The sequence below is a fragment of the Staphylococcus sp. GDX7P312P genome (assembly GCF_008385775.1).
GTDB classification, from domain to species: domain Bacteria; phylum Bacillota; class Bacilli; order Staphylococcales; family Staphylococcaceae; genus Staphylococcus; species Staphylococcus haemolyticus.
The window spans coordinates 13,952-38,996 of sequence record NZ_VUKI01000040.1 but is presented as its reverse complement, the minus strand read 5'-3'; the positions used below and the strand labels follow the sequence as shown (position 1 = coordinate 38,996).

Below are 25,045 nucleotides of genomic sequence, written 5' to 3'. Positions count from 1 at the left end.
TTCAGTTTTCAATGTTCATTTAATCATTATAAAATGGTGGAGACTAGCGGGATCGAACCGCTGACCTCCTGCGTGCAAAGCAGGCGCTCTCCCAGCTGAGCTAAGCCCCCAAATTATTTAAGAAGTCGGGAAGACAGGATTCGAACCTGCGACCCCTTGGTCCCAAACCAAGTGCTCTACCAAGCTGAGCTACTTCCCGTATGTAATTAAATAAGAAATAAAATTTAAATGGCGCGCCCGATAGGAGTCGAACCCATAACCTCTTGATCCGTAGTCAAACGCTCTATCCAGTTGAGCTACGGGCGCTTTATTTAAGATGGTGCCGAGGACCGGAATCGAACCGGTACGGTGATCTCTCACCGCAGGATTTTAAGTCCTGTGCGTCTGCCAGTTCCGCCACCCCGGCAATATAATGGAGCGGAAGACGGGATTCGAACCCGCGACCCCCACCTTGGCAAGGTGGTGTTCTACCACTGAACTACTTCCGCATGTGGCTATTAAAATAATCGTATGAGCCATAGAGGATTCGAACCTCTGACCCTCTGATTAAAAGTCAGATGCTCTACCAACTGAGCTAATGGCTCAAAGATGGTGCCGGCCAGAGGACTTGAACCCCCAACCTACTGATTACAAGTCAGTTGCTCTACCAATTGAGCTAGGCCGGCTAATTAATTAAGAATGGTGGAGAATGACGGGTTCGAACCGCCGACCCTCTGCTTGTAAGGCAGATGCTCTCCCAGCTGAGCTAATTCTCCAACGTGTAAGCCTGGCAACGTCCTACTCTAGCGGAACGTAAATCCAACTACCATCGGCGCTAAGGAGCTTAACTTCTGTGTTCGGCATGGGAACAGGTGTGACCTCCTTGCCATTGTCACCAGACAATAACTTACTCAATTAATTATAATGTCGATTATTTTAATTTTCAATAGTTAATTTTACACTTTGTTAAAGTTATCTTTACAAGTAATTTACAAAATTAACTTTCGTTTTTGACGACTTTTATATCTTACAACATTCAAAAAGCAAAGTCAACTAATTTTTAAAACTTTTTTTATTTAACAAGTTTATTATTTGTCGGTTCCGCTTCTTTTGAACACTTTTACTATGTTAGCACATCACAAGCATATTGACTACACTTTTTTTATTGTTTTATAATAACTTCTCTACTCTTTTTTACTTTTGTAACTCCCCCTTTGATAATAACCCTTTATCACACCATTATATTTAATCTCTTAATTTTATATAAATCGAAAACTAATTATTCTTTTTGCCTCTTTTATTAACAATAACTGTCTCAAAATTAAAAAGAGATTGAGATATATTAGGTTAACATTTGAATAAACCCTAAACTTTATCTCAATCTCTAATATTTAATTTAATCTATTTTTGTCTCATGTAAGGGAATAATAATACGTCTCTAATAGATGGAGAGTCAGTTAACAACATAACTAAGCGATCGATACCGATACCTAAACCACCTGTTGGAGGCATACCATATTCTAAAGCTTCAATATAATCTTCATCCATTTCATGCGCTTCATCATTACCTTGTGCTTTTTCAACAAGTTGCGCTTCAAAACGTTCACATTGATCAATTGGATCATTTAATTCAGTGAATGCATTCGCATGTTCTCTACCTACGATAAACAACTCGAAACGGTCTGTAAATCTAGGATCTTCTGGATTTTTCTTCGCTAAAGGCGAGATTTCAATTGGATGTCCATAAATAAATGTTGGTTGAATTAACGTTTCTTCAACTTTTTGTTCAAAGAATTCATTTAAGATATGACCATATTTCATATTATCAGTAATTTCAATACCATGTTCTTTAGCTGCTGCGATTGCTTCTTCATCAGATTTAATTTGATAGAAGTCTACACCTGTAGCTTCTTTCACTGCATCTACAATATGAAGGCGCGTCCAGGCAGACTCTAGGTCAATTTCCTCTTCATTGTATTGAACTTTTGCAGAACCAAATACTTCTTGAGCGATATGTCTTACCATAGATTCAGTTAAATCCATGATATCGTGGTAATCAGCGTATGCTTCATATAATTCAATCATTGTAAATTCTGGATTATGTCGTGTTGATACACCTTCGTTACGGAATACTCGTCCAATTTCATAGACTTTTTCAAGGCCACCAACAATTAAACGTTTTAAATGTAATTCAATTGCTATACGCATATAAAGTGTAGCGTCTAGTGCATTATGGTGCGTAACAAATGGTCTTGCTGCTGCACCACCTGCAATTTGATGCATCATTGGTGTTTCAACTTCTAAGAAACCTTGTTTATTTAAGTAATTACGCATTTCTTGAATAATTTTACTGCGGTTAATAAATGTTTGAGTACTATCTTGATTTGTAATCAAGTCTAAATAACGTTGACGATAACGTTGTTCAATATCTTGTAAACCATGGAACTTATCAGGTAAAGGTCTAAGCGCTTTAGATAATAAAGTGAATGTCTTAGCTTTTACTGATAGCTCGCCAGTATTTGTTTTGAACATTACACCTTCAATACCAACAATATCGCCTAGGTCTGCACCTTTCCATAAATTGTCGAAATCTTCTTCGCCAATTTGGTCCTTACGCACGTAAATTTGAATCTGACCAGTCAAATCTTGGACATGTGCGAAACCAGCTTTACCTTTACCACGTTTAGTCATCAAACGGCCGGCAATCGACACATGACTTTCATCTTCTTTATCATGTAATTCTTCTTTAGAGAATTCATCCCATTGTGATTTTAGTTCACTAGCAGTAGCTGAGCGCTCAAAACGTTTTCCAAATGGGTCGATTCCTAAATCAATTAATTCTTGTAGTTTTTGACGACGGACCTGCATTTGGTCATTCATTTCTTCTGACATAACTTTCTCTCCTTTAAATTTCATTTTAATGAAAATCGTTCCATGGATTATTTCTAAATTGCTTATAGGATATCATATTACTAATATAGTGTTACTTAATTGTATTGTTTTACAAAATTGACATTACCTGTATCACTTTCAAAATATGATCATCACTATTTTCGCATTTCAATAATATTAATTAAATGCATAATTAATAATTCTTAACCTTTATATATCTTCACTGTGTCATCTGGTATGACTAAATCAGAGATACGAGTATTTGAACGAGGTTCTATTTGTGTTGATGCAATATCATTTAATGGAATTAATACAAAAGCACGTTCACCCATTCGTGGGTGGGGAACTTCAAGGTCATCTTCTTCTATAACCTTATCTCCATATAACAAAATATCGACATCTAATGTCCTTGGACCCCAACGAATGTCTCTAACTCGATGTAATCGTTGTTCGGTTTCTAAGCAATATTTAAGAAGTTCTTTGGGCTCCAATTCTGTTTCAATTTCTAAACACAAATTTAAAAAATTGGGTTGCTCAGTATAACCCACTGGTGCAGTTTCATATATTGGAGAGATCTTAGTCACAAAAATCCCTTCAATACTATCAATTATTTTTATAGCATCTTGTAATTGCTGTTCCCTATCACCAATATTGCTTCCTAAACCTAAATAAGCTTGTACCATTTAACGATTCTCCCTCACTATCTCTATACCTACGCCATCATAGTGACCAGGAATAGGTGGGTTTTCTTTAGTGATTCTGACTTTCGTTTCCATTACACGATTATAGTGTGAATTTATACGTTTTGCAATACGTTCAGCTAGATGTTCGATTAAATTACATGGTGGACCTTCAACGATTTCTTTAACATCTTCAAACACTTCTCCGTAATGCACCGTATCTATCACATTATCAGATTGTCCCGCTTCTTCTAAATTCACTTTCAACGTAACATCTACTACAAAGATTTGACCTATCTCATTTTCAGCAGATAAAGCACCGTGGTATGCGTAAAATCTCATACCATTAAGAAAGATTGTGTCGTTCATCTTCATTCTCCTTTAAGAAATCCATACTTTGACCTAATCTAGCGTTTAATTGCACATTATGTACACGCACAGCTTTGACGCCTTTCATTATACCATAAGCTGTTGTAGCAGCTGTCGCCTCATCACGTTCTAACGCTTTAGTTTCTGTACCAATCATTTCTTTAATAAAACGTTTTCGACTCGTTGCTAATAAAACAGGATACTCAGTTGCTACAAGTTCATCTAAACGTGCCATTACTTCATTTTCTTCATCACGTGTTTTGGCAAAGCCAATCCCAGGATCTAGCCATATTTTATGTTTTGGAATTCCGGCCATTTCTGCTTTGTTCGCTTGAGTAATAAGTGATAATAGCATTTCTTCAACAACTGGTTGTTCGCGTTGTCCGTCACCATTATGCATTAATACAACTTCAGCATCGTAAGCAGCCACAACATCAAGTATTTTAGGATCATATAACCCTGCCCATTGATCATTGATCATCGTTGCACCTAATTTTAAGCACGCTTCCGCTACTTCACTACGATATGTATCTATTGAAAGTTGAATATTTAATTTTGCAAGTTCTTTCACTACAGGAACTACACGCTCAATCTCTTCTTCCGTTGAAATTTCTGTGAATCCTGGTCGTGTAGAAATACCGCCGACATCAATGATATCCACACCTTCTTCTATCATCTCTTTAGCACGTTTGACCGCTTTATCCACTGAATTATACTTACCACCGTCAGAGAATGAATCTGGTGTCACATTCAATATTCCCATAATTTTTGTTTTAGTCATTCTTGTCACGTCACCCTTCGTTCTTTTAGAAAATGATATGTAGAAAAATATCTACTTTTGCTTAATAGTCACATATTAATGATACACTCATTTTCTAAACATTTCAGTGTTTATAATCGCCAAAAAACATGCAAAGTATTTAATAATTTAAAACAAGGTATTCATCTCTTCAAAAAGAAAAAGCTAGCGAAGCAAAATTAAGCTTCACTAGCGTATAAATATTGTTTAAAAATTAATCATCGAATGAATATAAAGGTGTTGATAAGTAACGTTCACCATTACTTGGCAATACTGTTACAACTGTTTTACCTTTACCTAATTCTTTAGCTTTTTGAATTGCAGCATGAATTGCAGCACCAGAAGAAATACCTGCTAGGATACCTTCTTCTTTAGCAACGCGACGTGATGTTTCCATAGCTGTATTATTGTCTACTTTGATGATACTATCATAAATATTTGTATCTAAAGTATCCGGTACGAACCCTGCACCTAAACCTTGCAATTTATGTGGTCCTGGCTCACCACCACTTAATACTGGTGATGCTTCAGGCTCTATAGCAACGATTTCAACATTAGGATATTTTTCTTTTAAGACTTTACCTACACCAGATAAAGTACCACCTGTACCTACACCCGCTAAGAAAGCATCGATTTGTTTACCTTCAAATTGTTCTACTAATTCTGGCCCTGTAGTTAACGCATGAATTTCAGGGTTTGCTGGGTTTTCGAATTGTTGTGGTTCGAAGTAACCATGCTCTTCTTTTAATTCTTTTGCTTTTTTAATAGCGCCTTTCATAGCTTCTGAACCTGGTGTTAAAACTAATTCTGCACCATAAGCTTTTAATAAGTTACGACGTTCAGAACTCATTGTTTCAGGCATTGTAAATACTGCTTTATAACCTTTAGCTGCACATACGAAAGCTAAACCGATACCTGTGTTACCACTTGTTGGTTCTACAATCGTATCACCTGGTTTAATTTTTCCTTCTTTTTCAGCTTTTTCGATCATAGCTAATGCGATACGGTCTTTTACTGAACCACCTGGATTTTGGTATTCTAGTTTTACGTAAACATCTGCTGCATCTTCATCTACAACGTTTCTTAATTTTACTACCGGTGTATTGCCAATAATTTGAGTAATGTTATCTACTGGTTTTTGTGCCATTGAAAAAACGCTCCTTTAACTTTCATATTTAAAACTTAGTTTTTTTATCGGATATAACTATATTCTATCAGAATTTTCTAAAAAGACAAAGTTAATTCTCTCATTTTAGGATTGAAGTTACATTTTACTTTTACATTATTTTAGTTTCCCTATAAAAAAGGCAATAAACACATGATGGTTTATCGCCTTTAGTATATTTTTAATTATGCATTCATTGAAGCTAATAGGTCTTCAAGTTCAGCTTCTGAATAATTATATTTATTACCACAGAAGTGACAAATAGCTTCCGCGCCATGATCTTCTTTAATCATATCTTGGATTTCAGCTTCTCCTAAACCTTTAATTGCATTTAGAAACTTCTCATGACTACAGTTACATTCAAACTGAGCTTGCATAGTTTCTAAGATTTGAACGTTATCTTCACCAAGTATTTCTTTTAAAATACCTTCTGGCGTTAATCCTTGTTCAATTAATTTAGAAACGGGTTGCATATTATTTATAGCATTTTCTAATTTTGTTACAGTTTCATCTTTAGCGCCCGGCATTACTTGAATAATAAATCCTCCAGCAGCTTTAATAGAATTGTCAGGATTTACTAACACACCCAAACCAACTGATGAAGGTGTTTGTTCACTTGTCGCAAAATAGTATGTGAAGTCTTCTCCTAGTTCACCTGATACAATCGGACTTGCACCTGAGAAATAATCTTTCATACCAACATCTTTCACTACTTGGATGGACCCGTCTGTACCAACTGCTCTTCTAACATCTAGTTTACCTTGTTCATTTAATGGAAAATGCGTTTGTGGTTTATCCACATAGGCACGTACATTACCTTCAGCATCTGCATCTGCAATGATTCTTCCAATAGGGCCTTTACCATCAACTGTTACTGTTAATTTTTGTTCACCTTTAAGCATCGAACCCATTAATAAAGTTGCTGTCATTGTTCTGCCCATAGCAGCTGATGCTGTTGGCCAAGTGTAATGACGTGTTTGTGCTTCTTGCACTGATTCAGTTGTTAGCGCAGCGTACGCACGTATTTCTCCGTCGTAAGCTAATGATTTTACGATATAATCATGTGTCATCCTTATAAACTCCTTTAGTACATTTATTTTTATATTGATATTATTTACGCTTTAATCTTTCAATTATTTCTATATTTTTCCTTTAAGGATACTTATTCTACACTTGTTTAATAAGAATATGAAGTAACTTGCTTTCAACTCTAATATTGTCTTTTTCACGATCACTACATATTAAAAAATCTCCTTTGATTAAGGGGCATTGCCTTACTCAAAGGAGATAATAATCCAGTTTAAACTTATCTATTGCTAGGGTTGTTTGGATCGTTTGGATTATATGGTTTATCAATATTTGGAGATTGTTCATGACCTGTGTCTTCTTCATTATTTGAATGTCCACGATGTTGATCATTGTCTCTATTTGAACCGTCACGTAATTGATCATGTCCTGCATGATTATCTCTATCATCTCTTTGACGATGTCTACGTTCGCGATTCATATCATTATCTTCTTTACGATCTTCTCGCATGTCTTCCTTACCTTCTTCTAGTTGTTCTTCGCGGATATCATCGTAAGATTTACCATATTTACCTTCGCTATAGTCAGAATCTTGATCTTTAACAACACGAGCAGCATCATAATCTACTTCAGGTAATACACCATCATAGAATAATGAACGGATTTGTTCAGCTACTAATGTTTCTTCTGTTAACAATGTTTTAGCGATAAGTTTAAGTTCTTTTTCATGGTCTAATAAGATTTGTTTACAACGTTCATATTGTTCTTTAATAATACGTTGAACTTCTTTATCAATTTCATAAGCGATTTGACCAGAATAGTTAGGTTCACCTTGCATATCCTTACCTAAGAATACTTGTCCACCACCGCTAGATGAGAATTGTAATGGTCCAAGTTTTTTACTCATACCATACTCAGTAACCATAGAACGTGCAATTTGAGTTGCTCTTTCGAAGTCATTTGATGCACCAGTTGATACTTCATGGAAATTGATATCTTCGGATACACGACCACCTAATAAACCACAAATTTTATCTAATAATTCAGGTTCTGTCATTAAGAAACGATCTTGTTTAGGTAACATCATTGCGTAACCACCAGCTTGTCCACGAGGAACAATTGTTACTTTATGAACAACTTCTGCTTCATCAAGTACCATGCCGATAACTGTATGACCCGCTTCATGGTGAGCCACAATATTACGTTCTTTATCTGAAATGACACGTGATTTTTTAGCTGGACCAGCAATAACACGGTCTGTAGCTTCTTCGATATCACGCATGTCAATTTTGTTTTTACCTTCACGTGCAGCAATTAAAGATGCTTCATTTAATAAATTCTCTAAATCTGCCCCTGAGAAACCAGGTGTTCTTTGTGAAATAGCTTTTAAGTCGACAGTTTCATCAAGTGGTTTGTTTTTAGAGTGTACGTGAAGAATAGCCTCACGACCTTTAACATCTGGACGGCCAACTTGAATTTGTCTATCGAAACGACCGGGGCGTAGTAACGCTGGGTCTAAGATATCAGGACGGTTAGTTGCAGCAATCATGATAATACCTTCGTTTTCACCGAAACCATCCATTTCAACTAGTAATTGGTTAAGCGTTTGTTCACGTTCATCGTGACCGCCACCAACACCTGCGCCACGTTGACGTCCTACTGCATCAATTTCATCAATAAAGATAATACATGGTGCATTCTTTTTCGCATTTTCGAATAAGTCACGCACACGGCTTGCACCGACACCAACGAACATCTCAACAAAGTCAGAACCACTGATTGAGAAGAAAGGTGCACCCGCTTCACCAGCTACGGCACGTGCTAATAATGTTTTACCTGTACCAGGAGGGCCTACAAGTAATACACCTTTAGGTATTCTTGAACCCATTTGTTTGAATTTCTTATTATCTTTTAAGAAATCTACTATTTCAATTAATTCTTGTTTTTCTTCATCTGCACCAGCGACATCTGAGAATCGTACACGACGTTTTTGGTTATCGTACATTTTAGCTTTGGATTTACCAAAGTTCATCATACGACCGCCACCGCCGCCGCCTTGTGCTTGGCTAAGGAAGAAAATGAATAGGAAAGCAATAATTAATACAGGAATTAATGTTGTCAACATACTTACGAAGACACTTTGTTTCTCTTCCTCTTTAACTTTAAAATCTAGTCCTTTTTGGCTTTTTGCTTCATTTGTAATTTTTTGTAAGTCTTTTTCGTTATTGTATAAAATCGTTGAAGAGTAATCTTCATCATTTTTTGTTTTACCACTTACCAAGTACACATTTTGCTCAGGTTGGATTTCTAAGGTCTTTAAATCACCTTTATCCAATTTCTCTACAAACTGTGAATAGGAAAGTTGTTTCGGTGTATTGCCATTCCCATTTATGTAAGAAAATACGCCGAATATAATAACGCCAATAATTGCGATAACAAGCACATTGCGAAAAGCTTTTTGCATGCGTCATTTCCTCCTATTTCTATAATAAAGCTAACAAAAATTGTAACACAACACTTCTCTTAAAGGCTAGCATTTCAACTTTTGTAATACTTTTCAAAATCCTTGTGTTATCAAACTTTTTAAAGCTTAAATTCTCTAAAAAACGATAAGTTTTTAAAATGTGTTTAAGCATATAAAATGAGTCTACACTAATTCATTTATTAAGTATAGTTATTATATCTTAAACACGATTTAATTATATTAACATCTAAATGAATTTCACTTATTTGTTATAAATTTCTGGTTTTAATGTGCCGATATACGGTAAATTTCGATAATGTTCAGCGTAATCTAATCCATAACCTACAACAAATTCGTCAGGAATTTTCTTACCAACATATTTAGCTTCAATATCAGCTTTACGACGATTTGGTTTATCCAGTAATGTAACAATTTCAAGTGAATTAACTTTACGTGATTGCAATAATTCAGTAATTGATTTCAATGTTGTACCTGTTTCTAAAATATCTTCAATGATTAGGACGTCTTTATTTTCAATAGATGAACCTAAATCTTTTAAGATTTGAACTTCACCAGTTGATTCAGTTCCGCCATGATAGCTTGAAACATCCATAAAATCAATTGCTAAATGTGTGTCGATGCGTTTAATTAGGTCTGCCATAAACATAACAGAACCTTTTAGAATACCCACGCATACAAGTGGTTTATCTTTATAATCTTTAGTTAATTGTTCTCCTAAATCTTTACAAATATTTTGTATATCTTCTTCAGTTAACAATATTTCTTTTAAATCGTCTTTCATTCGTTATTCATCTCCAATTTTTTTGATTTCTATATGTTGATTATATGCTTTAGCAATATATAAATTACCTACAGCAATAATTTGATGGTATTGATCTTCAATTAATGGCATTTGCATGCGCACATCATTTGGAATTTTGTGATCTATAAACAAACGACTCACTTTTTTATGACCTTTTTGTCCATTTAGTTCGACTTTATCTCCATTGTGGCGAGTTCGTATCAATAATGGTAATTGTTGTTTAGGAATCGTCGGATGTATAACAACGAGATAATGTCCGAAACGATATGTATCTGCATCATTCACGATTTGATTATCTAATAATGACGGCTCATTTTTCGCCAATATAATAAATTTATCATATGCTATTTGAATTATCCATTTTTCAGTGAGGGATATCTCAAATTGTGCGATTTGATTACTAATCTGATCAAACCATTCATGATATTGTTTCTCTGAAAATGCCTTATTCAACTGAAGTTGTTCGAAGAGCTGATCTAACAATATCATTTTAGTTATATCATCAAGTTGATTAAATACATTTCGTGAAAATTGTATTTGAGTTCCATTTTTATTAATTAGACAATCATTCTCTATAAAGGATTGGGCTTTTTTTCGACTCTCCTGTAATTGAATATCATGCCAACGTTTTAATTTTAGTAGATGCGTGCTATCAAGATCTGCATTTTGATTAATCGCTGGTAATAGTCGATTGCGAATGTCATTCCTAACATATTTATTGTCACTGTTTGAGCTATCTTCATAATAAGGAACTTGATATTTGTGCTGATAGTCGCGTATGTCTTCTTTTGAAACTTCAAGTAATGGCCGACATATTGTGTAATGATTACGAATTGATTGAACATCTATCCCTAGAGTACTTCGTGTAGAACGTCCCGTAAATAATCTATAGAAGATTGTTTCTAGCTGGTCATCTAAATGATGTGCTGTAAGTAATACATCCGCATCTAACCTTTTCATCATTTCGTCAAACCACTCATAACGCAATTGTCGAGCATCAGCTTGTATACTCTTCCCTTGCGCTACTACATCCGTTAAATTCAAATGCTTTACATAGCAAGGTATCTCATATTGTTTACAAAATGCTTCTATAAACGCTTCTTCCTTATGTGATGCTTCTCGTAAGCCATGATTAACATGAAGACAGGTCAATTGTTTGTAAGTACGAGATGATTGTGAAAGTAAATTGTGTAAGAGTGACATACTATCTATACCTGTCGAAACAGCAACCACAACATGATCAGTATTGCTCCATAGTGACGTATTAACTTTCAACACAAAGACCTCCTTAATAACATGAATATACCTTATTGCAATATTACAATGTAGTCATCAAAAAAAGAGTGGAACTAAAATTCATTGTTGAATTTTAAGTTCCACCCCGCAAAAATAACATATCTTACATAAATTAAAGAGCAATTCGATAGGACGACAATTGTTTATCTTACGGTGTATGTTACCTTTGCTATTACCAATTGTTATATAAATAATATATTATAAATTAGCGTCTTGAACCTTTACCGCCACGTCTTGATTCAGTTTGTCGTTTAATAGATGTTAATTTATCTTCACTATCTTTTAAGAAATTGCTTAATTTCTTTTCAAAATCTTCACCTTTTTGTTGTGGTGGTCTATTGTGATTTGATTTATGTTGTGGTCTACGAGGACGATCTTTTGCTTTTTTTATTGAAAGGCTAATTTTACCGTCATCTGCAATAGATAAGACTTTAACTTCAACTTCGTCTCCAACTGATAGGTGATCTTCAACATTCTCAACATAGTTATCAGCCACTTCACTGATATGAACTAAGCCACTTTTCCCTTCAGGTAACTCTACGAATGCACCAAATTTTTTGATACCAGTAACTTTACCTTTTAGCTTGTTTCCTACTTCGATTGACATATTCTAAATAAATCCTCCCGATTTTGATTCGATTTTAACCTTATTATATTCCTGTTTTAACATTTTCACAATGCTATAAAACCAGATAATTCATTCTTATTTAAGAAAAACGGTTATCCTTAATGTTATCAGTTGTCATTAGAGGATTTAGACTTAGAATCATCATCACTATTAGGCAATTTAAAAATAACTTCACCTTTATTGCTCAGGTAATAATCGTCTCTTGCTACTTTCTCTATGTAGTCTTTATTATTTAAATTACTAAGTTCTTCTTTTAATGCGATTTCCTCGTCTTGCTTTTTCTGAAACTGTTCCTCTTTATGTTTACGCTCAACTGCTGCTTTATCATTGCTTTGTTTTTGGACGACAAGCATGATGGATAGAATAATTATGATTGCTAATAATATCCCACCGAATACAGTTACTCTTCGTCTAACAACGCGCATTTTCTTTTGTTGTCGTTGCTTCTTTCGATTCTTTTCGGAGGTATACTGATTCCCTATTTCTTCTACCTTTTTACTCATTGCTTGTCACCTCCTTCAGTCTATTCTTCTTCAAATTGGTTCTGATTAATACGTTCTTCTTTAATTAAATCGTACATACCTTTAGCGTTTTCTTTAGAAGCATGTTCACTTAAACCAGTTACTTTAACTGTAACAAGCTTTTGTCCGAAACGAATAACTAATTCATCTTCTACCTTAACATCTGTTCCAGCTTTAGCTACATTTCCATTAACGGTAATACGTCCTTGATCACTTATCTCTTTCGCTAAAGTACGACGTTTAACAAGTCGCGATACTTTTAAATATTTATCTAATCTCATGAATCTTTCTCCCCTTGTTGCAAAAAGTTTCTAAGGGTTTCTTCATCAAAATCCTTATTTTTGGTTTTATCATACAATGCCATGAAGTGGTCTGCAAATACTTTCTCAAATTTAACCCGTGGTGCTTTACCTTCTTTACTTTTAGCTGTCTGCCAAATGTCATTTAATTCTTCTATCGATGCCGCTTTTTCATCACCAAAAATATGTGGATGACGGCGAATCATCTTAGCACTTAAGCTTTCAATGATTTCTTGAATGTCCATATAGCCTTCTTTTTTGCCGATACTTGCATGTAAGAGAACTTGAAGTAAGATATCTCCTAATTCTTCTATCATGTGCCAATCATCTTCATTATCAATTGCTTCGAATAATTCAAAGCTTTCTTCTAATAGATAGCGTTTGAGGGAGTCATGAGTTTGAACACGATCCCATGGGCAACCAGTCTCATCATCGACTAAGCGATCTATAATCTCTACTGCATAATCAAAGTTTCGATATAATGCTTCATCATTTGTCACTTTAGGAACGTAGACACTCGTTAAATTATTAAATGCGTCTTCGTGATGATCAAGTTCAAATAGAGGTACCTCTAGTACAGAGGCGCCAGTGCTATGTGCGCCAGTCACTATTTTGACTGGAAAATCATCTGGATATTGTTCCATCAAAGTAATTTTAATATCTGCTGCAACCATAGCACTATATACCTGAGTAATAAGTGTATGTGTACGCAGATTTAATAATTGTTCGGTTAATGCTGTACCATCTAACAAAGTGAAACCATCGTTAGGATCTTGGTTAATCGCTGCGAAGATATCATCAATAAAACTTTTACCACCTAGCATTTTAACATTCACGTCTTGATGATGGTTATTGTAGTCTAACAACTTGGCCGTCGTCGTTTCAGCTACACGTGGATGTCCAGGTACGGCATAGACAACATCTTGTGATTGCGCTTTTTCTATTAATACATCAACAATTTGTTGATACACAGAATCGAAATCTTCATTCTTTTCATAAATAGTATCAAAACTTTCGAATTTAAGTTCATCTTGTAATTGATTAATTACAGGATGGTCTAGTGTCCTAGTATAAACAAGCGGTTGTTGTATTAAAAAACGATATATACCAAGTGGCAACTCATCTAAACCGTAGTTTCCTAAACCAACAATTGTAATTGTATGTGTCATTAATGTCGTCCTTTCTTTATATGATAAAGCTTTTCGCCAAATGGCAAATGTTTTAATTCTCTATAACCTAAGATGTTCATATATATAACTAATATTAATAATACGGCAATGCCTATGATTGCCACAACAACTAACTCTATAAGTCCACCTATACGTCCCACTTGAGGTAATACCTGCATAATAATTTGAATGATTATCGTCATGATGACAAGCGCAGTAAACATTTTTAAAATGAATGGTTTCATTTGACTAAAGTGATACTGCTTAAGCACTTCTTTATGCAGTATAATTACAAAACAAATAAGGGACAAAACAGTGCTAATACTAGCGCCAGCAATACCATAATGATGAATCAATAGGACGTTGAGTATCGCTTTCACTACTAAGCCAATAGTTACACCAATCAATATCGGACGAATGCAATTGAGTACTTGTAATAATGCAATATCCATCATTATAAGCGATACACAGATAACCGTTAACATATAGAATCCAAGTGTAAAACCTAAACTATTAGTCTTAAAGAAGACTGCATTCATCATAGGTAATAAATTAATTAATCCTATACCAGCTGCTGAGCTAATTAATATAGTGATTTTAAGCGATGCATTAGCGTAACGATTCATTTTAATTTGATTTCGTTGTTCGATTGCTTCAGTTAAAAGTGGGATTAACACAAAACTAAAAGTTGTCGTAACAATTAAACCCATTTGTATAAATGAAGCCCCACGATCATAAATTCCTTTTTGCATGATTGCTTCTTTAAAATGTAGGCCGTGTGATTGTAGTGTATGAACAATTGTAAAGCTATCTATAAATTGCCATAATATGACCAATAATTGGCTCAATGCAAATACAAGTGTAGCCATAAGCAAGTCTTTCCAAGGTATATTTGCTGATAAATTCTGCATCTTAAAAGAGAAAGGTTTCATAACTATTAAAAAGAGACTTGAACCTAAAAAACCAAGTGCAGAAGCTAAAATAGCAATCGTTCCTGCTTGATATATTGACCAATCTTTAATCATAAATAAACCAATTGCTACAATGATGAGACCAACACGAATGATTTGTTCAATAACCTGGGAAATAGCGGGTATATTCATACGTCTTTGACTTTGGTAATAACCACGACACACACCTAATATACCAATAAATAAATAACTCAAACTTGCCATTCGTATCATAGGTGCAAGTCTTGAATCTCCCATCAATATAGCCACTGGATGCGCTAATAATAAGAGCATTAAAAATATTACTATGCCTAACGTTTGAAATTGTATTAGCACTTTTGAAAACGAAGACGGTTGTCCATTAATACCCAGCGTTTGCGTTACCGCACTTGGAATAGCATTCATAGATAAAATCATACCTAGTGCCACAATTGGATATATTTGTTGATAAGCATACAACCCAGTATCTCCGAGAACATTTTGGTAAGGCACTCTGTAAATTGCACTTAAAATTTTAACTATGATGAGTGCAAGGGTTAGAATCACAACGCCATTGAACGCTGTGTGGTTAGAGGGTTCAATGTATTTGAACTCGTTTGAACTCTTAGATGATAACGATTGTGTAGATTTAGATTCTGATATGCTTTTAGTTTTCATCTTCAATAACCATACTTCCTTCAAGACATCTCACAAGGAATTTCAAGTTATCTAACCATTGCTTAGACTTGGTAAGTGTTACATGCATGCGATTTTCTTTAACACCTAGTTTCATTGCACGTCCTAAAGGTTGTGTTTGTTTAAACAGTTCTTCACCGTTCATTTGTTCTGTTGCTTTCGCTGATAATGACACCTCTATTTGCTTACCTTTATCTTTAATTAAAGTTACCCCTGCATGTAGCGCATGTATTTTAATTTCAACCATTTCAAGTAAACGTTCAACTTCAACTGGATAATCATTGAATCGATCTATCAATTCATCTTTAATATCAAATAATTGTTCTTCTGTTTCGACTTTACGTAGTTTTTTATAAATTTCAATTTTTGCTTGCTCATTTTGAATGTATTCTGCAGGTAAATAGGCATCTAAGTTGAGTTCCATTTCTACTTCTGGTGCATCTGGTTCTTCTTCTTTAATACCACGTTTTTCATTAACCGCTTCTTCTAACATTTGTGAATACAAGTCAAAGCCAACCGAATCAATAAAGCCGTGTTGTTGTTTACCTAGTAAGTTTCCGGCACCACGAATATTTAAATCACGCATGGCAATTTTGAATCCTGAACCCAATTCAGTAAATTCTTTAATAGCTTGTAATCTTTCTTCTGCCGTTTCAGTTAGCACTTTATTCGCAGAATGTAAGAAGTATGCATAGCCAATTCGACTTGAGCGTCCTACACGACCGCGCAATTGATACAATTGGCTTAATCCAAAGCGATCTGCTTCTTCAATGATTAGAGTATTCGCATTAGGTACATCTACACCTGTCTCAATAATCGTTGTAGTCACTAAAATATCAAATTCGCCATTAATAAAGCTTAGCATTGTTTCTTCAAGATCACGTTCTGTCATCTGACCATGTGCAACGGCAATATTAGCATCCGGCATTAACATCTGTAATTGTTCACGTTTTTCATAAATGGATTGAACTCTGTTGTATAAATAGAATACCTGTCCATCACGTGATAATTCTCGTTCTAAAGCTTCTTTAATAAAATTACTATTTTGTTCTAACACATAAGTTTGTACAGGGAAGCGATTTTCTGGAGGTGTCTCAATGACTGATAAATCCCGTACACCTAGCATACTCATGTGTAATGTTCTAGGAATAGGCGTTGCAGTTAACGTCAGTACGTCTACATTCGTCTTCATTGTCTTAATACGTTCTTTATGACGTACACCAAAACGTTGTTCTTCATCGACTATTAATAATCCTAAATCTTTATAATGAATATCTTTGCCTAACAATTTATGTGTTCCAACAACAATATCAACGTATCCTGATTTAAGACCTTCTTTAGTTTCTTTGACTTCTTTAGTTGAACGGAATCGACTAATCAATTCAATTTGTACCGGAAAATCCTGCATTCGTTCAATTAACGTTTCATAATGTTGTTGCGCTAAAATCGTTGTAGGTACAAGAAATGCAACTTGTTTCCCTTCCATTACTGCTTTAAAAGCTGCTCTAACAGCAACTTCTGTTTTACCATAACCTACGTCACCACATAATAGACGATCCATTGGTCGCTCGCGTTCCATATCACCTTTAATTTCGTCTATCGATTTCGCTTGGTCAGGTGTTAATTCATATGGGAAGTCCATTTCAAATGCACTTTGCTCAGCGGTATCTTCACCATATTGATAACCTACCGACATTTCACGTTCTTTATATAATGCGATTAATTCATCAGCAATATCTTCGACACTTTGTTGAACTCTAGCTTTTGTTTTCTTCCATTCTGAGCCACCAAGTTTATTTAATTTAGGCGACTTATCTTCTGAAGCAACATATTTTTGAACTTGATCCATTTGATCGACTGGTACAAAGAGTTGGTCTGTGCCTTTATATTGCAATTTAATATAATCTCGGTGAACATCTCCAACTTCTAAAGTTTCAACACCAAGATAACGCCCTACCCCATGATGTACATGTACGACGTAGTCACCAACATTAAGGTCTTGATATGACTTGATTTTTTCAGCATTAGATAAAGTTTTAGTACGTTTACGCTGTTTCTTTTGTTTTGTTTTGAACAATTCTCTCTCAGTTATAACAACAAGTTGCATATAAGGTAATTCGAAACCTTCTGAAAGACTGCCCTCTGTAACAACGACTTGGCCAGATTTAATGTCATTGTGAACATTAGTAACAGTTGGTATATGCATCTCATTCAACATCGATTGAATTCGTTCAACTTTCGTTTCAGTTTCTACTAACACCGCGATATGATAGTCGTTGTGTACATAGCGTTGGAATTCAGAACGCATAATATCGTATTGCCCATAAAACTGTTGTACTGGTTTACAAGAAAACTTAATAATATGTTGTAACTGAACAGGCATAGTGGACGTAAACAAAGTGAAGTACGTCACTGGATAATCCTTCAACAACGACTCAAAACCATCATATTGCATAAATGATTGACCGATAAATCCGTTTCCACTTTCTATTAAGTTTTGAATGAAATCGTCCACTTCAGTTGTTAGCGTCTTTTCAGTTTCTTTAATACGATTATATTCGTCAGCTACAATGATGGCGTCTTTTGCAAAATAGTCAATAAGCGTTGAAGGTTGCTCGTACATAAATGCCACCAAACGACGTAATAATTGATGATCAAAAAACGTTGTTTCAAATAACTTGAAACTTTCATATGTCTCTTTCAAATCATTACGAACAGACTTGTCAATTTTTGGTCGTGTTGTTTCATATGCGGTCTTCAATTCTGATTGTAAATGTTGAATGACATCGCCTGTAATAACGTAATCACTTGCTGTTGTGATTGAAACTTCTTCAATATTGTCATTTGAACGTTGCGTCTCAACATCGAAGTCACGAATTGAATCAACTTCTGTATCAAACAATTCTATTCGAACAGGTTGACCTATGAGAGGGTAAATATCGATAATGCCTCCACGTAATGAGAACTCGCCGATATGTGATACAACACTTTCACGACGATATCCCATATTCACTAATTTATTTAAGAATTCATCGACATCTATATCCTCGCCTACTCTAAGGGTAATTTGATGATCTTTCCAAAGTTCAAATGGTGTGAGCCACTTTTTCAATCCGTTCAAAGGAACGATAAATAACCCTTTCTTATTATGAGCTAATGCAGTCAGTGTTCTTACACGTTCACTCATAAGTTGAGGGCTTTGCGTTGAAAATTCTTCAGTCATAATATCTTGTACAGGATATTTATAAACTTCAGAATGATCGATATATTGTAAAATATCAGTTTCTAATTTATCTGCTTGATATAAGTTGTTAGTGATTAACAACATTTGTTTTTGATCTTTTAGATACTTTTCAGCGATAATCGTAGCTTTCGCAGAGGGAGAGAGACCAGTAACAAGAATGTTTTGATGACCGAATACATCATCGAGTTCCTGGAAACGTTTATCATTTTGAATATAGTCTGAAATGATAGGTCTCAATTGACTTCTCCATTATATTGATTCATTACATGGTCGAAGCGTGAACTTTCAATAAAAGCTTCCACAGCATGTGCTGAATGTTCAATCACTTTATCCATAGTAATCATCTCTTCTTTTGAAAATTTCTGTAATACATAATCAGGTACTGACATACCATTCGTTGGTCTCCCTACGCCAATACGAATTCGTTTAAATTGATCTGTACCTAAATGTTTAATGATAGACTTCATACCATTATGTCCTCCAGCGCTACCTTTTTGACGCAAGCGGATTTGACCTTGAGATAAATCTAAATCATCATACAAGACGATTAAATCTTCCACTTCAACATTATAGTAATCCATTAATGGCCCTACTGCTTCACCAGAAAGATTCATCATAGTCATTGGTTCAATAAATAGAACCTTGTCACCATTTAAACGTTCAATAGTATAAGCACCTTTAAATTTTTGTTTATCTAATGAGAAATTATGTTTCTTCAAAATGTAATCAATGACTTCAAAACCGATATTGTGTCTTGTTAACTCAAATCGCTTGCCTATATTCCCAAGACCCACAATACATTTCATACGATGTTACCTCCATTGTGATTCATTTATAACGACTAACTGAATAGAATTGTGCATATATCAATTATTCATTATTTTATAACATTCCCTATAATAACACAAAAAGGGAGTAGAACAGAATTCATTAAGAATTCATGTTCCACTCCCATAAAGATAACAATCAACGAATTATTCTTCGTCTTTATTTTCTTCTTCGCTATCTTCTTCTTTTTCTTCACCAACTACTTCAGGTTCTTCAGTTGCTGCTTCACCTTCCATAGCTTCAACTTCTTCTTCAGTAGGTTCATCAGTTGGAGGAACTACTGTTACAACAGATTCTTCTGGGTCATTTTCAATTGTGAAATCGCCAGAAACTTTAATATCTGAAACTGAGTAGCTGTCATTAACTTCTAATTCAGTAATATCAACTTCAATTGATTCAGGGATATTTTCTGGAGTTGCTGTAACTTGTAAGTCGAATAATGGTTGTTCAACTACGCCACCTTCTTTAGCACCAGCAGCTTCACCTACTAAGTGAACTGGTACATCAACAGTACGTTCTTCAGTCATGTTGATTGCTAAGAAGTCGATGTGTGTAATTTGGTTTTTAAGTGGGTCAAATTGATAATCTGACACCATAACTTTGATTGATTTAGAACCAACACCTAAATCGATAACACCGTTACGTCCTACTTCACGGATAACTTTGATGAATTCAACTTCATCAACTTTAACTGAAGTATTTTTAGTACCATAACCATAAACTACTGCAGGTACTTTACCTGTATTACGTAATTTTTTAAGGTCAGAACGTGTTTGTTTACCTTGACGGATGATTGACTTTAATGAAGCCATTCGTATTTCCACCTTTCATTTTCAAGTCTAGATACTTATTATCGTGAGAATATAAAGTTCTGGACTTCCCTTCACTTACCCATCAACTTTATAAGTTGCTTGCAAGTGTTTATTAGTTCGTAAAACCACGAACGAATGTATTATACACGGTTGAAATGTATAAGTCAAACGCAATTGTAAACTTTAGTCAAATAATACACTTACTGATTCACGTTCATATACTCGAATAATTGCTTGAGCAAGTAATCCAGCTACTGATAATTCTTTAGTGTTTGACGGTTTACGTGTGTCATCTAATAAGATTGAATTTGTAACGATTAATTCTTTAATTGCTGAATTCTCGATACGCTCCTTAGCAGGACCTGATAAAACTGGGTGTGTACAACAAGCATACACATCTTTAGCACCTTTATCTTTTAAAGCTTGCGCAGCTAAAGTGATTGTTCCTGCTGTATCGATAATGTCATCAATAATAATCGCAGTGCGTCCTTCAATTTCACCAACAATATTCATTACTTCTGCTACGTTTGGTTTAGGACGTCGTTTATCAATAATTGCAATCGGAGTTTTTAAAATGTCAGCAAGTTTACGTGCGCGTGTAACGCCACCGTGGTCCGGTGATACTACGACACATTCTTCTGGGTCAATGTTAGGGTCATTCTCAAAATGTTGACCAATGATTGGTACACCCATTAAATGGTCAATTGGAATATCAAAGAATCCTTGAATTTGTGGTGCATGTAAATCTAATGCAATCATGCGATTAGCGCCAGCTGTTTCAATTAAGTTAGCTACTAACTTAGCTGTAATAGGTTCACGGCTACGTGCTTTTCTATCTTGACGTGCATAGCCATAATATGGAACCACAATATTGATATTAGCTGCTGATGCACGCTTACAAGCATCAATCATGATCAATAACTCCATCAAGTGTAAATTAACCGGATTTGAAGTTGGTTGGATAATGAAAACATCACATCCACGAATACTTTCTTCAATATTGATTTGAATTTCTCCATCGCTAAAGCGTTTAACAGAACATTTCCCTAATTCAATCCCTACTCGATCAGCTACCTCTTGTGCTAATGGCTCATTTCCTTTTAAAGAGAAAATCTTTAAAGATGAATTCTTGTATTCATTATTTAACATTTATAGTCCTCCAATTTTTAACTTAGACACTTTCATTATATAAAAAATTAATCGCTTTTACTATGTTCAACAAAAAATTGTGGAAAAGAGATACCAAATTTTATCAAAAAATTATTTTTTGAGATATCCTTCTTTTGTGATTTGACGGGCACGTGCAAGGGCTAAACTTTCATTAGGGACGTTGTCGGTAATTGTTGAACCTGCAGCGATTAACACACCGTCACCAACAGTTACAGGTGCCACTAAGTTAGTATTACATCCAATAAATGCATCTTTACCTACAACCGTTTTAAATTTATTAACACCATCATAATTTACTGTGATTGAACCACAACCAATGTTTGTACGTTCACCGATTTCAGCATCTCCAATATAACTTAAGTGAGATACTTTAGCCCCATCTTTAAGATCTGCTTTCTTCACTTCTACAAAGTTACCAACTTTTACATCTGAACCTAAGTTTGAACCAGGTCTTAGTTGCGCGAATGGTCCAACTTTTGTTTTATCACCAACGATTGAATCATTAATAACTGATTGTTTAATGTCAACTTGTGAGCCAATATGACTATTGTTGATTTCAGAGTATTGACCGATGACAGCTTCTTCTCCTATTACTGTTTCACCATTAATACGTACACCAGGTTCAATAATTGTATCCATACCTATTTTGACATCTGGTCCAATAAATGTAGTTGTAGGGTCGATAATAGTTACACCATTTCTCATATGCTCAATGTTAATACGTTGTTGCAACGCCTTTTCCGCATTACTTAACATGACACGATCATTTACACCCATAATCTCATTAAAATCGTCTGTGTGATAAACTTCAGCGACGCCATTATCAGCTAAGATTAAGCTGATCACATCTGGCAAGTAGTATTCACCTTGAGCATTATCATTTTTAACTTCTTCTAATTTAGAGAATAGAACTCGATTATCGAACGCAAAAATCCCAGAACTAATTTCCGTTAATGCTTTTTGTGCTTCTGACGCGTCTTTTTCTTCAACAATACGTTGTAGTCTACATTGTTCATCGCGAACAATTCGCCCATAACCAAACGGAATCTGAGCAGTTGCTGATAATACTGTCGCTTGCGCATGAGTACTTTCATGATGCTCAATTAACTTTTGTAACGTATGAGCTGTAATGAGTGGTGTGTCTCCACAAACAACTAAAGTTGTACCTTCCACTTCTTTCAAATGTTCGTTAGCCATCTTTACAGCATGTGCTGTTCCTAATTGTTCTTCTTGATAGCTATATAACGATTGGTTCCCCAATGTTTCTTTAACATCTTCAGCGCCATGACCTACAATTGTCACGATTTGGTTAACACCAGCATTCTTAACATTTGTTAACACATGTTCTACCATTGATTTTCCAGCAACTTTATGTAGCACTTTATATTTATTTGATTTCATTCTAGTACCTTTTCCAGCTGCTAATATTACCGCATTTCTTTGCATGAGTGGTAACCCTCCAATAAATTTTACACTTCTAATTTATTATAATTTAACTCAAGTTCGAGTTTCAAGATTTAGAAGGTTTTATAATTTAGTCTATTTAAATTTTCAAAATATGTATTCACTAGTAGAATGCTTTATACCACACTTGATATTTAAAAAGCAGGTTCAACAAATTTAAATGCTGAACCTGCCATAATGTATGATTTATTTAAGCTTCGTCTGAATCTTCTGATGAAGCATTTTTATCTGGAATAACTTCATCTGTTTCGTCATATACTTTCATAACGGCATCTTGAATTTCTTGTCTCATATCAGAGTTGATTGGATGCGCGATATCACGGAATTCACCATCTGGTGTACGTTTACTTGGCATAGCAACGAAAAGACCTGAGTTCCCTTCAATTACACGTAAATCGTGAATAACAAAAGCTTCGTCTAATGTAATTGAAACAAGTGCTTTCATTCTGCCATCTGTTTGTATTTTTCTAAGTCTAACATCTGTCACTTTCATGTAGTGAGCCCCCCTAGTATATATATCTTTGTTTGTTAGAAGCTTGACAATTCTTTAATTAAGGAAATTATATTCCTTTTACTTTACCTACAACTTCAATTTCAACTTTAACGTCTTTAGGTAATCGTGCAACTTCAACACAACTACGTGCTGGTTGATGTTCACTGAAATAACTACCATAGACTTCATTTATTTGTTGAAATTCATTCATGTCGGAGATAAAAATGGTTGCTTTCACAACTGAGTTTAAATCCGAACCAGCTTCTTCAAGTACGACAGACAAATTGTCTAGCACTTGTTTTGTTTGCTCTTTCACATCATCACTGACAATATTCCCTTCAGTATCTAATGGGATTTGTCCAGATGTGAATACTAAATTATTCACAACCATAGCGTGTGAGTATGGTCCTAAAGCTTCTGGTGCTTTGTTAGTGTTAATTGTTTTCATGATGTAATAAACTCCTTTTAAGAAAATTTAGACAAACTATTGCCAGGTTCTACTTTAAATTCCTGATTGTATTCATCAACATCAGATAATTTAACTAAAGAAGTATAATCCTCAATCAATCTTTGTTTAACTTCTTTTGATTCTACAAGTACAGATACCCCTTTAACTTGTGCCTTAAACTCATTCATAAGATTCATGACACCGTTGATTGAACCTCCTGCTCTCATAAAATCATCCACGACAAGTACATTAGAATTTTCAGCTAATGTACGTTTAGAAAGCACCATCGTTTCGATCTTACGAGAAGAGCCAGACACGTAGTTAATCGATACAGTAGATCCCTCAGTAACTTTATTGTCTTTTCTAATTACTACTACAGGTAAATTTAATACGTTAGCTACCGCATTGGCAAGTGATATCCCTTTTGTAGCGATTGTCACAACCGCATCAAGATCTTCTTCCATATAAATGCTAGCAATTAATTTACCAACTTTATTAAGTAAAGAAGGGTTACCTACTAAATCTGATAAGAAAAGGTATCCACCAGGTAATAATCGTTCTTTTTCTTGAAGTAGCTCAATAACTTCCTCAACAATTTCCGAAGCCTCTTCTTTACTCATCATTGGTTTGTAAGTTACACCACCACTCGCACCTGCAGTCGTAATAACTGTACCTAGCTTTTCTTTTTGGAAAGTATTCTTAATAATTTGAACATCTTCACTAATTGAAGACTTCGCTTGCTTAAATTTTTTCACAAAAAAAGTTAAAGGTATTAACTGATTTGGATGATTCATTAAATACTGTGTCATAAAGACGATACGTTCACTTCTTTTATACCTCATTTGTTGTTC

Annotated in this window: 22 protein-coding genes, 8 tRNA genes and 1 rRNA gene; all 31 read right to left on the bottom strand. The window is 34.8% G+C overall.

The window, feature by feature from the left end:
• Positions 1-34: 34 nt before the first annotated feature.
• Positions 35-110: transfer RNA gene (locus tag F1592_RS10915), tRNA-Ala, on the bottom strand.
• Positions 111-125: 15 nt separating this feature from the next.
• Positions 126-199 (bottom strand) — tRNA-Pro (locus F1592_RS10910).
• Positions 200-229: 30 nt separating this feature from the next.
• Positions 230-306, bottom strand: a tRNA-Arg gene (locus tag F1592_RS10905).
• 11 nt (positions 307-317) lie between these two features.
• Positions 318-406, bottom strand: a tRNA-Leu gene (locus tag F1592_RS10900).
• Between the two features lie 7 nt (positions 407-413).
• A tRNA-Gly gene (locus F1592_RS10895) sits at positions 414-488 on the bottom strand.
• Between the two features lie 23 nt (positions 489-511).
• Positions 512-584: transfer RNA gene (locus F1592_RS10890), tRNA-Lys, on the bottom strand.
• Between the two features lie 5 nt (positions 585-589).
• Positions 590-665, bottom strand: a tRNA-Thr gene (locus tag F1592_RS10885).
• A 14-nt stretch (positions 666-679) separates the two neighbouring features.
• Positions 680-755: transfer RNA gene (locus tag F1592_RS10880), tRNA-Val, on the bottom strand.
• Between the two features lie 9 nt (positions 756-764).
• Positions 765-879 (bottom strand): 5S ribosomal RNA (rrf, locus tag F1592_RS10875).
• A 501-nt stretch (positions 880-1,380) separates the two neighbouring features.
• On the bottom strand, positions 1,381-2,871 hold the full coding sequence (lysS, locus tag F1592_RS10870; protein WP_149809571.1) for a lysine--tRNA ligase: 1,491 nt from the start codon (positions 2,869-2,871) through the stop codon (positions 1,381-1,383).
• A 203-nt stretch (positions 2,872-3,074) separates the two neighbouring features.
• The gene (gene folK / locus F1592_RS10865) at positions 3,075-3,554 is read right to left on the bottom strand and encodes a 2-amino-4-hydroxy-6-hydroxymethyldihydropteridine diphosphokinase (protein ID WP_053017958.1); all 480 of its coding nucleotides are present in this window, start codon (positions 3,552-3,554) and stop codon (positions 3,075-3,077) included.
• Positions 3,555-3,920, bottom strand: a complete 366-nt coding sequence (gene folB, locus F1592_RS10860; protein WP_053017957.1) for a dihydroneopterin aldolase — start codon at positions 3,918-3,920, stop codon at positions 3,555-3,557.
• Positions 3,898-4,701: a dihydropteroate synthase gene (folP, locus tag F1592_RS10855; protein ID WP_053017956.1), complete on the bottom strand. Its 804-nt coding sequence runs from the start codon at positions 4,699-4,701 to the stop codon at positions 3,898-3,900. The genes folB and folP overlap by 23 nt, the downstream gene beginning before the upstream one ends.
• Positions 4,702-4,933: 232 nt before the next feature.
• Positions 4,934-5,866, bottom strand: a complete 933-nt coding sequence (cysK, locus tag F1592_RS10850; protein ID WP_149809572.1) for a cysteine synthase A — start codon at positions 5,864-5,866, stop codon at positions 4,934-4,936.
• A 203-nt stretch (positions 5,867-6,069) separates the two neighbouring features.
• Positions 6,070-6,954: an Hsp33 family molecular chaperone HslO gene (gene hslO, locus F1592_RS10845; RefSeq protein WP_053017955.1), complete on the bottom strand. Its 885-nt coding sequence runs from the start codon at positions 6,952-6,954 to the stop codon at positions 6,070-6,072.
• Between the two features lie 236 nt (positions 6,955-7,190).
• On the bottom strand, positions 7,191-9,374 hold the full coding sequence (gene ftsH, locus F1592_RS10840) for an ATP-dependent zinc metalloprotease FtsH (protein ID WP_053017954.1): 2,184 nt from the start codon (positions 9,372-9,374) through the stop codon (positions 7,191-7,193).
• A gap of 262 nt (positions 9,375-9,636) precedes the next feature.
• Positions 9,637-10,176, bottom strand: a complete 540-nt coding sequence (gene hpt, locus F1592_RS10835; RefSeq protein ID WP_011276752.1) for a hypoxanthine phosphoribosyltransferase — start codon at positions 10,174-10,176, stop codon at positions 9,637-9,639.
• Between the two features lie 3 nt (positions 10,177-10,179).
• Positions 10,180-11,472, bottom strand: coding sequence for a tRNA lysidine(34) synthetase TilS (tilS, locus tag F1592_RS10830; RefSeq protein WP_053017961.1), 1,293 nt, complete (start codon positions 11,470-11,472; stop codon positions 10,180-10,182).
• 226 nt (positions 11,473-11,698) lie between these two features.
• Positions 11,699-12,100: a S1 domain-containing RNA-binding protein gene (locus tag F1592_RS10825; RefSeq protein ID WP_053017953.1), complete on the bottom strand. Its 402-nt coding sequence runs from the start codon at positions 12,098-12,100 to the stop codon at positions 11,699-11,701.
• Positions 12,101-12,228: 128 nt separating this feature from the next.
• A complete protein-coding gene (divIC, locus tag F1592_RS10820) occupies positions 12,229-12,624 on the bottom strand; it encodes a cell division protein DivIC (protein WP_053017952.1) in 396 nt (131 codons plus the stop codon).
• A 20-nt stretch (positions 12,625-12,644) separates the two neighbouring features.
• The gene (locus tag F1592_RS10815) at positions 12,645-12,923 is read right to left on the bottom strand and encodes an RNA-binding S4 domain-containing protein (RefSeq protein ID WP_037537011.1); all 279 of its coding nucleotides are present in this window, start codon (positions 12,921-12,923) and stop codon (positions 12,645-12,647) included.
• A complete protein-coding gene (locus F1592_RS10810) occupies positions 12,920-14,110 on the bottom strand; it encodes a MazG nucleotide pyrophosphohydrolase domain-containing protein (RefSeq protein ID WP_053017951.1) in 1,191 nt (396 codons plus the stop codon). Before F1592_RS10810 ends, F1592_RS10815 begins: the two co-directional genes overlap by 4 nt.
• Positions 14,110-15,642, bottom strand: a complete 1,533-nt coding sequence (locus tag F1592_RS10805) for a polysaccharide biosynthesis protein (protein ID WP_188294689.1) — start codon at positions 15,640-15,642, stop codon at positions 14,110-14,112. Before F1592_RS10805 ends, F1592_RS10810 begins: the two co-directional genes overlap by 1 nt.
• Before the next feature lie 64 nt (positions 15,643-15,706).
• A complete protein-coding gene (mfd, locus tag F1592_RS10800; protein WP_053017950.1) occupies positions 15,707-19,216 on the bottom strand; it encodes a transcription-repair coupling factor in 3,510 nt (1,169 codons plus the stop codon).
• Positions 19,213-19,785, bottom strand: coding sequence for an aminoacyl-tRNA hydrolase (gene pth, locus F1592_RS10795; protein ID WP_011276759.1), 573 nt, complete (start codon positions 19,783-19,785; stop codon positions 19,213-19,215). Before pth ends, mfd begins: the two co-directional genes overlap by 4 nt.
• A gap of 168 nt (positions 19,786-19,953) precedes the next feature.
• Positions 19,954-20,619, bottom strand: a complete 666-nt coding sequence (locus F1592_RS10790) for a 50S ribosomal protein L25/general stress protein Ctc (protein ID WP_011276760.1) — start codon at positions 20,617-20,619, stop codon at positions 19,954-19,956.
• Positions 20,620-20,802: 183 nt separating this feature from the next.
• Complete coding sequence (locus F1592_RS10785; protein ID WP_011276761.1) at positions 20,803-21,768, bottom strand: ribose-phosphate diphosphokinase; 966 nt, start codon at positions 21,766-21,768, stop codon at positions 20,803-20,805.
• 111 nt (positions 21,769-21,879) lie between these two features.
• On the bottom strand, positions 21,880-23,235 hold the full coding sequence (gene glmU / locus F1592_RS10780; RefSeq protein ID WP_053017949.1) for a bifunctional UDP-N-acetylglucosamine diphosphorylase/glucosamine-1-phosphate N-acetyltransferase GlmU: 1,356 nt from the start codon (positions 23,233-23,235) through the stop codon (positions 21,880-21,882).
• A gap of 208 nt (positions 23,236-23,443) precedes the next feature.
• Positions 23,444-23,746, bottom strand: a complete 303-nt coding sequence (spoVG, locus tag F1592_RS10775; protein ID WP_011276763.1) for a septation regulator SpoVG — start codon at positions 23,744-23,746, stop codon at positions 23,444-23,446.
• A 67-nt stretch (positions 23,747-23,813) separates the two neighbouring features.
• Positions 23,814-24,194: a RidA family protein gene (locus F1592_RS10770; RefSeq protein WP_011276764.1), complete on the bottom strand. Its 381-nt coding sequence runs from the start codon at positions 24,192-24,194 to the stop codon at positions 23,814-23,816.
• A gap of 17 nt (positions 24,195-24,211) precedes the next feature.
• Complete coding sequence (gene purR, locus F1592_RS10765) at positions 24,212-25,036, bottom strand: pur operon repressor (protein ID WP_011276765.1); 825 nt, start codon at positions 25,034-25,036, stop codon at positions 24,212-24,214.
• Between the last annotated feature and the right edge of the window lie 9 nt (positions 25,037-25,045).